9 protein-coding genes are annotated in these 13,236 nt (G+C 65.7%); 7 read left to right on the top strand and 2 right to left on the bottom strand.

Annotated elements, in window-relative coordinates; all coding sequences use genetic code 11:
* Window positions 1–88: 88 nt before the first annotated feature.
* The 5 genes from P2G62_RS00900 to P2G62_RS00880 all read left to right on the top strand — a co-directional run bounded on the left by P2G62_RS00900 (window position 89) and on the right by P2G62_RS00880 (window position 6,004).
* Complete coding sequence (locus tag P2G62_RS00900) at window positions 89–583, top strand: D-galactarate dehydratase (RefSeq protein ID WP_275732964.1); 495 nt, start codon at window positions 89–91, stop codon at window positions 581–583.
* Window positions 580–1,023, top strand: a complete 444-nt coding sequence (locus tag P2G62_RS00895) for an isoprenylcysteine carboxylmethyltransferase family protein (protein WP_275732963.1) — start codon at window positions 580–582, stop codon at window positions 1,021–1,023. Before P2G62_RS00900 ends, P2G62_RS00895 begins: the two co-directional genes overlap by 4 nt.
* Window positions 1,024–1,354: 331 nt before the next feature.
* Entirely contained in the window at window positions 1,355–2,929 is a 1,575-nt protein-coding gene (locus P2G62_RS00890; protein ID WP_275733210.1) for a Re/Si-specific NAD(P)(+) transhydrogenase subunit alpha, read from the top strand.
* A gap of 15 nt (window positions 2,930–2,944) precedes the next feature.
* Window positions 2,945–4,381, top strand: a complete 1,437-nt coding sequence (locus P2G62_RS00885; protein WP_275732962.1) for an NAD(P)(+) transhydrogenase (Re/Si-specific) subunit beta — start codon at window positions 2,945–2,947, stop codon at window positions 4,379–4,381.
* Between the two features lie 330 nt (window positions 4,382–4,711).
* Window positions 4,712–6,004 carry a DUF3422 domain-containing protein gene (locus P2G62_RS00880; RefSeq protein WP_275732961.1) on the top strand — a complete coding sequence of 431 codons (1,293 nt, stop codon included), beginning with the start codon at window positions 4,712–4,714 and terminating at the stop codon, window positions 6,002–6,004.
* A gap of 71 nt (window positions 6,005–6,075) precedes the next feature.
* Here P2G62_RS00880 and gatB read toward each other — a convergent pair whose 3' ends face one another.
* Window positions 6,076–7,590, bottom strand: coding sequence for an Asp-tRNA(Asn)/Glu-tRNA(Gln) amidotransferase subunit GatB (gene gatB / locus P2G62_RS00875; protein ID WP_275732960.1), 1,515 nt, complete (start codon window positions 7,588–7,590; stop codon window positions 6,076–6,078).
* Window positions 7,591–7,780: 190 nt separating this feature from the next.
* Window positions 7,781–10,327, bottom strand: a complete 2,547-nt coding sequence (gene pepN / locus P2G62_RS00870) for an aminopeptidase N (protein ID WP_275732959.1) — start codon at window positions 10,325–10,327, stop codon at window positions 7,781–7,783.
* 206 nt (window positions 10,328–10,533) lie between these two features.
* Between pepN and P2G62_RS00865 the strand changes: the two genes are divergently transcribed.
* Both P2G62_RS00865 and P2G62_RS00860 read left to right on the top strand, forming a co-directional pair.
* Window positions 10,534–12,690 carry a malate synthase G gene (locus P2G62_RS00865; RefSeq protein ID WP_275732958.1) on the top strand — a complete coding sequence of 719 codons (2,157 nt, stop codon included), beginning with the start codon at window positions 10,534–10,536 and terminating at the stop codon, window positions 12,688–12,690.
* Window positions 12,690–13,115 (top strand): heme-binding protein, encoded by a 426-nt coding sequence (locus P2G62_RS00860; RefSeq protein ID WP_275732957.1) that lies wholly within the window; start codon window positions 12,690–12,692, stop codon window positions 13,113–13,115. Before P2G62_RS00865 ends, P2G62_RS00860 begins: the two co-directional genes overlap by 1 nt.
* Window positions 13,116–13,236: the final 121 nt, after the last annotated feature.

Below are 13,236 nucleotides of genomic sequence, written 5' to 3'. Positions count from 1 at the left end.
GCAAGGGGGCGTGGTGGCGGCTGACGGGGCTTGTGGCGGTGGGGGGCAGATGCTTAGGCTTGCGCAAGCAGGCAAACGGGAGGGTGGCATGGCAGTGCGCATGTTCAGGCCGGGAATGGCGACGGCGGGTATGGCGATCGCGGGGCTCGCGCTGGCAGGGTGTGGTCCGTTGGGGATCGGCGGCAGGCCTGCGGCGGCCCCCGCGCCGGTTCTGGCCGCGCCCGAGGCGGTCACGGTGGCGCCGCTGCCCAAGCCCACCGCGCGGGCGCCCGAAGAGTATGACACCACGACGCCCGCACAGCGCGCTGCTGCTGCGGCCGCGCCGGTTGCCGCCGAAACCCGTCTGGGCACCACCATTGCCAGTCTGGGCGATCCGACCGATCCGGGCTTTTGGCTCAAGACGCCGCTGGTCAGCGCGCCGGTCAAGGGGCGGGTCGCGGTGGCGGGCGGTGGCTCGGCGCAGGTCGACTTGCTGCCGTCGGGCGGGGCGCCGGGTTCGGGCAGCCAGATCAGCCTGCCCGCGCTGCGCCTGCTGGGGGTGGCGCTGACCGATCTGCCCGAACTGACGGTGTATCGGCAATGATGCCGCGCGCGCTGGATCTGCCGCCGCTGTGGATGGCGCTGTTTGCGGCGCTTGGCTGGTCGATTGCGCAGGCGGTGCCGGTGGGCCTGCCCTATGGGGGGCCGATCGGCGCCGCACTGGCCGTTTTCGGCGTGGGGCTGATGGCGGCGGCGGCGGGACAGATGGTGCTGCATCACACCACTTTCATTCCGCGCCGCGATCCGCAGGCCCTGGTCACCAGCGGCCTGTTCGCGCTGTCGCGCAATCCGATCTATCTTGCCGATGCCCTGATCCTGGCTGGCCTGCTGATCTACTGGCAGGGTGTGCTGGCGCTGCCCTTGGTTCCGCTGTTCATGGCCTTCATCACCCGGCGCTTCATTCAGGGCGAGGAGGCGCGGATCGCGGCCCGGTTCGGGGATGCGTTTCACGCCTATTGCCTGCGCACCCGCCGCTGGATCTGAGCCGCGCTGCCGCCCTGGCGCCGATGGTGTGGGCCCCCAAGGGGGCGACGCAACGGCAGATTCTGCGCCTGCGAAAAAATAGCGCAGCCCGGAGGGCTTTCGCCCCTTGGGTATATTGTGTTAAGATCTTGATAAGAAAAGGAGAAGTGTAGGTATACCACGGCACGCAAAGGTATACAATCAACCTGTGTCGCAAATGCAGCACTTTTCCAAGGATTTCAGAGACCTCGGCGCTTGTGAAACTTTATTGCGCGGTGCTATGGAGGCCTTCGCCACATTTGAATCCGTCGGGCTTTCCCGGCCCGAACGGTGTGAGAAGGGGGAGATGAGAGTGAAGATCGGCGCTCCGAAGGAGATTTTCGAGGGTGAATCGCGGGTCGCGATGACGCCCGAGTCCGCGCTGCAGCTGCAAAAGCTGGGGCACGAGTGTTTCATCGAGGCCGGCGCAGGCCATAGCGCGGGGTTCGAGGACACGGCCTATACCAAGGCCGGTGTCACCGTGGTCGGGTCGGCCGCCGAACTGTTCGGCGCGGTCGATTTCGTGGTCAAGGTGCGGCCGCCGACCGAAGAGGAAGTGGGGCAGCTGCGCAGCGACCAGACCCTGATCTCCTTCTTCTATCCTGCTCAGAACAAAGAGCTTTTGGAAGCCGCCCAGAAAACCGGCGCCTCTGTCATCGCGATGGATATGGTGCCGCGGATCTCGCGCGCGCAGAAGATGGATGCGCTGTCCTCGATGGCCAACATCTCGGGCTACCGGGCGGTGATCGAGGCGGGGAACAACTTCGGCCGCTTCTTCACCGGCCAGGTGACCGCGGCGGGCAAGGTGCCCCCGGCCAAGGTTCTGGTGGTGGGCGCGGGCGTGGCCGGTCTGGCCGCGATCGGCGCCTCGACGGCGCTTGGCGCGATCACCTACGCGTTCGACGTGCGCCCCGAAGTGGCCGAGCAGATCGAATCGATGGGCGCCGAGTTCGTCTATCTCGATTTCGAAGAACAGCAGCAGGACGGCGCCGCCACCGGCGGTTATGCCGCGCCTTCCTCCCCGGAATTCCGCGAAGCGCAGCTGAAAAAGTTCCGTGAACTCGCCCCCGACATGGATATCGTCATCACCACGGCGCTGATCCCGGGGCGCGATGCGCCGAAGCTGTGGCTGGCCGACATGGTCGCCGCGATGAAGCGTGGCTCGGTCGTGGTCGACCTTGCGGCCGAGCGTGGCGGCAACTGCGACCTGACCGTGAAGGACGAGAAGATCGTCACCGAAAACGGCGTGACGGTGATCGGCTACACCGATTTCCCGTCGAAGATGGCCGCGCAAAGCTCGCAGCTTTACGCAACGAACATTCGTCACATGATGACCGACCTCACGCCCGGCAAGGACGGCGTGGTCAATCACAACATGGAAGATGACGTGATCCGCGGCGCGACCGTGACCCATCAGGGCGCGATCACCTTCCCGCCGCCGCCGCCGAAAGTGGCCGCGATCGCCGCCGCCAAGCCGAAGGAAAAGCCCAAGGAGCTGACCCCCGAAGAGATCAGGGCCGCCGAGAAAGCCGCCTTCAAGAAGGCCACCCGCAACCAGATCACGCTTCTGGCGGTGGGCACGGCGCTGCTGCTGACGGTGGGGGCCTTCGCACCTGCCAGCTTCATGGCGCATTTCGTGGTCTTCGTGCTGGCCTGCTTCGTCGGCTTCCAGGTGATCTGGAACGTCAGCCATTCGCTGCACACGCCGCTGATGGCGGTCACCAACGCCGTGTCGGGGATCGTGATCCTGGGCGCGCTGTTGCAGATCGGCTCCGGCAACTGGCTGGTGGTGATCCTCGCGGCGCTGTCGGTGCTGATCGCTTCGATCAACATCGTCGGCGGCTTCCTTGTTACCCGGCGCATGCTCGCCATGTTCCAGAAATCGTAAGGGGAGGGTGCTGACATGACGATCGGTATCGTTTCCGCAGCCTATATCGCGGCTGCTGTTCTGTTCATCCTCTCGCTTGGCGGTCTGTCCGGGCAAGAGAGCGCCAAGCGCGCCGTGTGGTATGGTATCGTGGGCATGGGGATGGCGGTCATCGCCACCATCTTCGGGCCGGGCGTGGGGCACTGGTTCATCATCGCGCTGATGCTGATCGGTGGCTCGGCCATGGGCTGGTATGTGGCAAAAACGGTCGAAATGACCGAGATGCCGCAGCTGGTCGCGGCGCTGCACAGCTTCGTCGGTCTGGCCGCCGTGTTCATCGGCTATAACGCGCAGATCGAACTGACCCGCGTTCAGGGCATGGACGAGGCCGCACGCCAGGCGCTGCAAGGCTTCGCCGCGATCCTGGCGCACAAGACCCCGGTCGAGGTGGCGATCCTGAAGGTCGAGGTGTTCCTGGGCGTGTTCATCGGCGCGGTCACCTTCACCGGCTCGGTCGTGGCCTTCGGCAAACTGGCGGGCAAGGTCGACGGCAAGGCGAAAAAGCTGCCCGGCGGGCATCTGCTGAACGCCGCTGCCGCGCTGGCCTCGCTGGTGTTGCTGGTGATGTTCATGCAAGGCGCCGGCATCTGGACGCTGATCGTGATGACGCTGCTGGCCTTCTTCATCGGCTATCACCTGATCATGGGTATCGGCGGCGCCGACATGCCGGTCGTGGTGTCGATGCTGAACAGCTATTCAGGTTGGGCCGCGGCGGCGATCGGTTTCTCGCTCGGCAATGACCTGCTGATCGTGACCGGCGCGCTGGTCGGCTCTTCGGGGGCGATCCTGTCCTACATCATGTGCAAGGCGATGAACCGCAGCTTCATCTCGGTGATCCTGGGCGGCTTCGGTGGCACTACGGGCCCGGCGATGGAAGTCGAGGGCGAGCAGGTGGCGATCGACGCCGCTGGCGTGGCCGACGCGCTGAACGATGCCGACAGCATCATCATCGTCCCGGGCTACGGTATGGCCGTTGCGCAGGCGCAAAACGCGGTCAGCGAGCTGACCTCGATGCTGCGCGGGCGTGGCAAGAACGTGCGCTTCGCGATCCACCCGGTTGCGGGCCGTCTGCCGGGGCATATGAACGTGCTGCTGGCCGAGGCGCGCGTGCCCTATGACATCGTGATGGAGATGGACGAGATCAATGACGACTTCCCGGAAACGGATGTGGTCATCGTTATCGGCTCGAACGACATCGTGAACCCGGCCGCGCAGGACGATCCGAACTCGCCCATCGCCGGCATGCCGGTGCTGGAAGTCTGGAAGGCCAAGCAGGTCTTCGTGTCGAAACGCGGTCAGGGCACCGGCTATTCCGGCATCGAAAACCCGCTGTTCTACAAAGAGAACACGCGCATGTTCTACGGCGACGCGAAGAAATCGCTGGAAGAGCTGCTGCATCTGGTGCGGATGTAAGCAGACCTCTGAAAGACCGAAAGCCCCGCCACTCCGGCGGGGCTTTTGTTTGTCTGGCGGGCAGAGGGGCAGGCCCCGGGCTCAGCACCATCGCCAGTGCGGGGGGGAAGGGTCGGTTGCATCGGGCACTCCGTTTGACTGCGTGATGCAAGGGAATACGGGCACAGGCGCGCGGCCCTGCGCGCTTGCCGCGCGTTTTTGTCGCCGTATCGGGGGGATGCGCAGGATTGTGCACCGTGGTATGCTGATAAAGATTTGTTATTGCTGAATATTTTTGTTTACACGCGGGCATTTCGCGCTAAGCAGAAATTTCCCGGCAGGAGAGTTCCGATGACCGCCCCGACTGACGATCACCCGCTGCGTTATGCGCTGGTCAATGAATTGCACGCGCGCCCCTTTCCGCAGCTGGGCGTGCCGAGCCATGTGATCTATCTGGCGATCAAGGAACCGCATGACGCCGCCAACCGCGACCGGGCGCTCGATCACGCGCATCTGGTCGATCTGCTGGCCCGGCACGGGGCGCCGCACCCGTTGCCCGGCATCACCCATTACGCCGGGCAGATCGGGCGCCACACGCTGAAATGGGAAAGCCACACCGAATTCACCACCTATCTGGCACATGCGCCGGGGGTTTCGGCACGGCCTTTCGATCCGGCCGAGGCCGAGCTGTTCCCGGCCGACTGGATCGCCGCGGCCCCCGGCAAGCGCATCGCCGCCGTGGCGATCCGCATCGAGCCGCTGCCCGACGATCCGCTGGCCATCGCCCCGCAGCTGGAAGACTGGTTCGTGCCCGAAAGCCTGGTCTGTGCCTGGGTGCTGGACGGGGCGGCGGTGATCGCCACCGATTTTCGCATTGATCCGGCCGGGCAGATGCGGTTTGCGGCCTTCGTGCGCCCGGGCACCGGCCCCGGCCGGGTGGGGCGCATCGTGCAGCGGATCTGCGAGCTGGAAACCTATCGCGCGATGTCGATGCTGGGGCTGGGCCGCGCGCGGGCGCTGACCGCACGGCTCAATGCGCTTGACCCCGAACTCTCGGCGTTGGTCGCGGGGATGAGCGACGACACCCATCCGGCGGAAGAAACGCTTGATCGTCTGCTGGCGATCTCGGCGGATCTGGAAAGCCTGGCGGTGCAGAACTCGTTCCGCTTCGGGGCCACCGGCGCCTATGAGGCAATCGTGACGCAGCGGGTCGAGGTCTTGCGCGAAAGCCGGTTCGAGGGGCGGCAGAAGTTTTCCGAATTCATGCTGCGCCGCTATGATCCGGCGATGCGCACGGTGAAATCGGCCGAAGCGCGGCTGCGCACGATGCTGGAACGCGCGGCGCGGGCGGGCGAATTGCTGCGCACCCGGGTCGATGTCGAACGCTCGGCCCAGAACCAGGAGTTGCTGGCCTCGATGGACCGGCGGGCCGATCTGCAACTGCGCCTGCAACATACGGTCGAGGGGCTGTCGGTGGTGGCGATCAGCTATTACGCAGTCAGTCTGGCGGGTTATCTGACCTATCCGCTGGCCAAGCAGATGGGCATCTCCAAGGAAATGGCGGTGGCCGGGCTGACACCGCTGGTGATCCTGGGCGTCTGGCTGATGGTGCGCCGGATCAAGAAGGGGATGGGCGGGCACTGAACGCCCCATGAAAAAGGCGCCCCGCGGGGCGCCTTTCGATTCCGGGCAGGGGTTCAGATTCCGGTAGGGGCTCAGAGGCCCAGCTTGCGCGCCACGATCTCGTTCACCGCGGCCGGGTTGGCCTTGCCGCCCGAGGCCTTGATGACCTGCCCGGTGAACCAGCCCGCCAGTTTCGGGTTCTGCTTGGCCTTTTCCACCTGCGCGGGGTTGGCGGCGATGATGTCATCCACGGCCTTCTCGATGGCGCCCAGATCGGTGACCTGTTTCATGCCGCGCGCCTCGACGATGGCCGCCGGATCGCCGCCCTCGGTATAGACGATCTCGAACAGGTCCTTGGCGATCTTGCCCGAGATGTCGCCCGCCTTGATCAGCTTGACGATCGCGCCCAGCTGTTCGGGCGACACCGGGCTTTGGCCGATCTCGTGGCCTTCCTTCTTCAACCGGCCGAACAGCTCGTTGATGACCCAGTTCGCGGCCAGCTTGCCATCGGTGCCCTCGGCCACCTTCTCGAAATAGGCGGCGTTCTCGGCCTCGGCGGTCAGCACGCTCGCATCGTATTCGCTCAGCCCGAAATCCTTGACGAAACGCGCCTTCTTCTCGTCGGGCAGTTCGGGCATCGAGGCGGCGATATCGTCGACCCAGCCCTGTTCGATTTCCAGCGGTAGCAGGTCGGGGCAGGGGAAATAGCGATAATCATGCGCCTCTTCTTTCGAGCGCATCGAGCGGGTCTCGCCCTTGTCGGGATCGTAAAGACGGGTTTCCTGCACCACGCTGCCGCCATCCTCGACGATGGCGATCTGACGGCGTGCCTCGTATTCGATGGCCGCCTGGATGAAGCGCATCGAGTTCATGTTCTTGATCTCGCAGCGCGTGCCCAGATGGCTGAAATCCTGGGTTTCCTGATAGCGCTCATAGGCGCCGGGCGGGCAGACCGACACGTTCACGTCGCAGCGCAGGTTGCCGTTTTGCATGTTGCCGTCGCAGGTGCCCAGGTAACGCAGGATCTGGCGCAGCTTGCCCACATAGGCCGCCGCTTCCTCGGGGCCGCGAATGTCGGGGCGGCTGACGATCTCCATCAGGGCGACGCCGGTGCGGTTGAGGTCGACGAAGGACATGTTCGGGTCCATGTCATGGATCGACTTGCCCGCGTCCTGCTCCAGGTGGATGCGTTCGATGCGCACGCGGCGCGCAACTCCCGGGCCCATGTCGACGATGATCTCGCCCTCGCCCACGATCGGGTGGTACAGCTGGCTGATCTGATAGCCCTGCGGCAGGTCAGGGTAGAAATAGTTCTTGCGGTCGAAGGCCGAGAACAGGTTGATCTGCGCCTTCAGCCCCAGCCCGGTGCGCACCGCCTGCGCCACGCAGAACTCGTTGATCACCGGCAGCATGCCGGGCATAGCCGCGTCCACGAAGGCGACGTTGGAATTGGGCTCTGCCCCGAACTGCGTCGAGGCGCCGGAAAACAGCTTGGCGTTCGAGGCCACCTGCGCATGCACCTCCAGCCCGATCACCAGCTCCCAGTCGGATTTCGCGCCGGCGATCACTTTGGGTTTGGGGGCTTCGAAGGCGAGATGGTCAAGCATGATGCAGTCCTGTTTCCGGTGGCTATCCGCCTTCTAGGACAGGGCCGCGCGCGGGGCAAGCCTTGGGCGGGCTGCGCGTCTCCACGAGCGGGCGGGATTTGAGTATTTATGCCAAGAAGAAGCCCTTTCATCTTGGCATAAATATCCCGGGGTCCGGGGCAGAGCCCCGGCGCGCGTCCCGGGCGCCGCCTTAGCCCAGAAGCCGCGCGGTCATCTCGGACAGATCGCGGCTCAGCCCCGGTTGCGCGGCGATCCGTGCCAGTTCGGCGCGGATCAGCGCCTGCCGTCCGGCATCGTAGCGCGCCCAGGTTTCAAAGGCGGTGGACATCCGTGCCGCGGTCTGCGGGTTCAGCGGGTCAAGCCGGATCAGCCAGTCGGCAAAGAAGCGATAGCCCGCCCCGTCGGCCCGGTGAAAGCCCGCGTGATTGGCGGCAAACCCGCCCAGAAGCGCGCGGAAACGGTTGGGGTTCTTCCAGTCGAACAACGGATCGGCGGCCAACTGCTGCGCCAGCTCCGCCGCTTCCTCGGGCGGGCAGAGCGCGGCCTGCGTCATGAACCATTTGTCCATCACCAGCCGGTTGTCGGCCCAACGGGCGCGGAACTGCGCCAGTGCCTCGGTCGCCTGCCCGGCGGCGACCAGCACCGCCAGCGCGCCCATGGTTTCGGTCATGTTGTCGGCCCGCGCAAACAGCGCCTGCGCCCGTTCGCCACCATCGGTCCGGCCCAGCAGGTGCAGCGCCGCCAACCGCAGCGCGCGTTGGCCTGCAGGTGCTGCGTCGGGGGCATAGGGGCCGGGCACCGCCATCGCCTCATAGATCGCCGCCAGCGCCGCGCCGTGGCGGGTGGCCAGCGCATCCATCAGCCGCCCGCGGGCGGCATGGATCGCCTGCGGATCGGGGATCTGGCCCGCCTCATGCAATGCCTGGGCGATTTCATCTTCGCCGGGCAGCCGCAGGCACAGGGCGCGAAAGGCGGGTTCGGCGCCTTCGTCGGCAATCAGGCGACCGACCGCGTCCAGGTATTCGGCCTGCGGCGCGGCGCCCTGCGTCATCGCCATCAGGGTTTGCCGCGCCAGGGTGCGCCCCGCTTCCCAGCGGTTGAACGGGTCGGTGTCATGCGCCAGCAGGAAGGCCTGTTCGGCGGGGGTGGTGGCGCGATCCAGAACCACGGGCGCCGAGAAGCCGCGCAGGATCGAGGGGACCGGGCGGCTGGCCAGTCCAGGGAAGGTGAAGCGCTGCGTGGCTTCGGTCATTTCCAGCACGGTGGTCGGCAGCACCTCGTCACCGTTGGGCGACAACAGGCCCACCGCAATCGGGATATGGCGCGCGGGTTTTTCGGGCTGGCCCGGCGTGGGTTTGGTTTCCTGCGTGAATTCCAGTGTATAGGTGCCGTCGCTGAAATCCTCGGTCACGCTCAGCCGCGGCGTGCCCGCATCGGTATACCAGCGCTTGAACTGGCCCAGATCGCGGCCCGAGCTGTCCTCGAACACCTTGATCCAGTCCTCGATCGTGCAGGCCTGCCCGTCGTGGCGGTCGAAATACAGATCGAGCGCAGCGCGATAGCCTGCGTCGCCCACCAGCGTTTTCAGCATCCCCACCACCTCGGCGCCTTTTTCATAGACGGTGGGGGTGTAGAAGTTGTTGATCTCGCGGTAATGATCGGGGCGCGGGGGATGCGCCAGCGGGCCCTGATCCTCGCGGAACTGGCGCGCGCGCAGGGCGGCCACATCCTCGATCCGCTTGACCGCGCCTGCGCGCATGTCGGCGGTGAAGGATTGGTCGCGGAACACCGTCAGCCCCTCTTTCAGGCACAGCTGGAACCAGTCGCGGCAGGTGATGCGGTTGCCGGTCCAGTTGTGGAAATATTCATGCGCGATCACCGCTTCGATGCGTTCGTAATCGGTATCGGTCGCGGTTTCGGGGCTGGCCAGAACGAGTTTGGAGTTGAAGATGTTCAGCCCCTTGTTCTCCATCGCGCCCATGTTGAAATCGTCCACCGCGACGATGTTGAAGATGTCCAGATCGTATTCGCGGCCATAGGCGCGTTCATCCCAGGCCATCGAGCGTTGCAGCGCCCCCAAGGCGAAATCGCAGCGGTCCTGATCGCCCGGTCGCACCCAGATGTTGAGCGCGACCTCGCGCCCCGAGGCGGTGGTGAAGCTGCCCGAGGTTGCCACCAGGTCGCCCGCGACCAGCGCGAACAGATAGGCGGGCTTCGGCCAGGGGTCGTCCCATTCGGCCCAGCCGGGGCCCTGCGCCACCGGATTGCCGTTCGACAGCAACACCGGAAAATCGCCTTCGATGCGCACATGGAACGGCGCCATCACATCGGGGCGGTCGGGATAGAAGGTGATCTTGCGAAACCCCTCGGCCTCGCATTGCGTGCAATACATGCCGTTCGACATATACAGGCCTTCCAGCGCGGTGTTGCCTTCGGGCGCGATCTCGACCTCGGTTTCCAGCGTGAACGAGCCTTCGGGCAGCGCGGCGGGGTGGATCGTCAGCCCGGTTTCGGTCAGCAGGTAATCGGCGGGTGTCAGTGGCGTGCCGTCAATCGCCGCCCCGATCAGCCGCAGATCCTCGCCATCCAGATGCAGCGCCGTGCCGGGGGCCTGCGGCGTCAGCGACAGCCGTGCCTGAACCCGCGTGGCCCGCGGCGCCAGCCGGAAGGTCAGCGCGACCGTGTCCAGCGTGAAGGGATAGGGGGCGTAATCGGAAAGAAGCGTCGTGCCGTCCATGGAGTCCTGCCTGTGGCTGTTTTCGGTCAAGCTAGGCCTCGGGGGGCGGGGCTGCAAGGCGGGGCTCTGCGGAAAGCGCGGGCGAAAAATCGCCACGACCGCATGAATTGGTAAAATAATATCACCAAAAATGCCATTCCGGCGCAGTTTTCGCTGGACAGCCCGGCGGTGCTTGGCAAAAGTGCCCGCAACCAAGGGAGAATGAGATGACGACACGGGTTGATCGCGCGGGGCTGCAAGTGGCCGCCTCGCTGGCCGATTTCATCGAGACACGGGCGCTGCCGGGCAGCGGTGTCACGGCAGAGACGTTCTGGGCTGGATTTTCGGCGCTGGTTCACGACCTGGCCCCGAAGAACCGCGCGCTGCTGGAAAAACGCGAAGCTGTGCAGGCCCAGATCGACGACTGGCATCTGCATCATCGCGGCCAGGGCCATGATGCGGCGGCGTACAAGGCCTTTCTGACCGAGATCGGTTATCTGCTGCCCGAAGGGCCGGACTTCGCGATTGAAACCCCGGAAACCGACCCGGAATTCGCCTCTGTCTGCGGCCCGCAGCTGGTGGTGCCGATCATGAACGCGCGCTATGCGCTGAATGCGGCCAATGCGCGCTGGGGCAGTCTGTATGACGCGCTTTATGGCACCGATGCCTTGGGCGATCTGCCGACGGGCGGCGGGTTCGACGCGGCGCGCGGCGCGCGGGTGATAGCGCGCGCCAAGGCGTTTCTGGATGAAACCTTCCCGCTGGTTGCCGGGTCCTGGGCCGGGGTCAGCCGGATCTGGGTGCAAGATGGCGGGCTGTTCGTGCAGACCGACGAGGAAACCGGGCTGGCCGACCCCGCGCAATTCGCGGGCTTTGCGGGCGATGCCATGGCGCCCTCGGCGGTTGCTTTGAAAAACAACGGCTTGCACGCGATTGTTGATGTGAACGCCGATCACCCGATCGGCGCGACCGACCCGGCCGGGATCTGCGATCTGCGCCTTGAATCCGCGATTTCCTCGATCATGGATTGCGAGGATTCGGTGGCGGCGGTCGATGCCGAAGACAAGGTGCTGGCCTATGGCAACTGGCTGGGGCTGATGCAGGGCACGCTGGCCGAGCAGGTGGAAAAGGGCGGCAAGGTCTTTACCCGGGCACTGAACCCCGACTTGCAGTTCACCGCGCCCGAGGGGGATACGATCACCCTGAAAGGCCGCGCGCTGATGCTGGTGCGCAACGTGGGCCATCTGATGACCAACCCTGCGGTGCTGGATCGCGAGGGTCGCGAGGTGCCCGAAGGGCTGATGGATGCGATGGTCACCACCCTGTGCGCGATGCACGATCTGGCCAAGGACGGCGGCGCGCGCAATTCGGTCACCGGCTCGGTCTATGTGGTCAAGCCCAAGATGCACGGCCCCGAAGAGGTCGCCTTCGCCTGCGAGATCTTCGACCGGGTCGAAGACTGCCTCGGCCTGCCGCGCCACACCGTCAAGCTGGGCATCATGGACGAGGAACGCCGCACCAGTGCGAACCTGAAGGAATGCATCCGCGCCGCGCGTCACCGCGTGGCCTTCATCAACACTGGCTTCCTTGACCGCACCGGCGACGAGATCCACACCTCGATGGAAGCCGGGCCGATGGTCGCCAAGGCCGAGATGAAATCGCAGCCCTGGATTTCGGCCTATGAGGATCGCAACGTCGACATCGGGCTGCGCTGCGGGCTGGCGGGCAAGGCACAGATCGGCAAGGGGATGTGGGCCGCGCCCGACCGCATGGCCGAGATGCTGGAGGCCAAGCTGGGCCATCCGATGGCGGGGGCGAACTGCGCCTGGGTGCCCAGCCCCACGGCCGCCACGCTGCACGCCACGCATTACCACAAGGTCAATGTGCTGCAGCGGCAAAAGGAGATCGCGGCAATGAACCGCCCGGCGCGTCTGGACGATCTGCTGACGATCCCGCTGGCCACCGGGCGCAACTATTCCGAGGCCGAGATCACCGCCGAGATCGAGAACAACGCGCAGGGCATTCTGGGCTATGTGGTGCGTTGGGTCGATCAGGGGGTCGGCTGCTCCAAGGTGCCCGACATCCACGACATCGCGCTGATGGAAGACCGCGCAACCTGCCGGATTTCCAGCCAGGCGCTGGCGAACTGGCTGCATCACGGCGTGGTCAGCGAAGGCCGCGTGATGGAGGCGCTGCGCAAGATGGCCGCGGTGGTGGACCGTCAGAACGCGGGCGATCCGGCCTATCGGCCGATGGCGCCGGGCTATGACGGGCTGGCCTTCCAGGCGGCCTGCGATCTGGTGTTTCTGGGCCGCGTGCAGCCCTCGGGCTATACCGAGCCGGTGCTGCATCAACGCCGCCTGCAGGTGAAAGGAGCAAACTGATGACGATCACACTGGAAGCTGCCAACATGATCATGGCCGCCGTGCGCCACCATGGCACCGAGCGCGGCTGGAAGCCGCTGTCGACCGTCGTGCTGGATGCGGGGGGGCACCCGATCGCCTTTTCGCGGGCCGACGGCGCCAGCGCGGGCCGGTTCGAGATTGCCCGCGCCAAGGCCTATGGTGCGGTGATGCTGGGCATGGGCGGTCGGGCGCAGATGGCGCGGGCCGAGGCGCAGCCCTATTTCATGGCGGCGCTCAATGGTGCCTTTGGCGGGCAGGTTCTGCCGGTGCCGGGCGGCGTGCTGGTGCGCGATGCGGCGGGCCGGGTGATCGGCGCGGTCGGTGTGACCGGCGACACCTCGGACAACGACGCCGAGGCGGCGCTTGCGGGGATTGCCGCCGTGGGGCTGATCGGCGAGGCCTGAGTCCGCTCTGGTCACCGGGCAGGGGGCTGTGTCCCCCTGCGCGCGCTCATGCACAGCGCCTGCGCATCCGGGGGGCTTTCGTCCGTGCGCAGACTGTCCTAGCTTGATTGGCAAAGGAGAT

The sequence above is a fragment of the Paenirhodobacter sp. CAU 1674 genome (genome assembly GCF_029222945.1).
Lineage (GTDB): Bacteria > Pseudomonadota > Alphaproteobacteria > Rhodobacterales > Rhodobacteraceae > Rhodobacter.
Note: the sequence above shows the minus strand (reverse complement) of the source record. Positions and strands in the feature narration are given on the sequence as shown.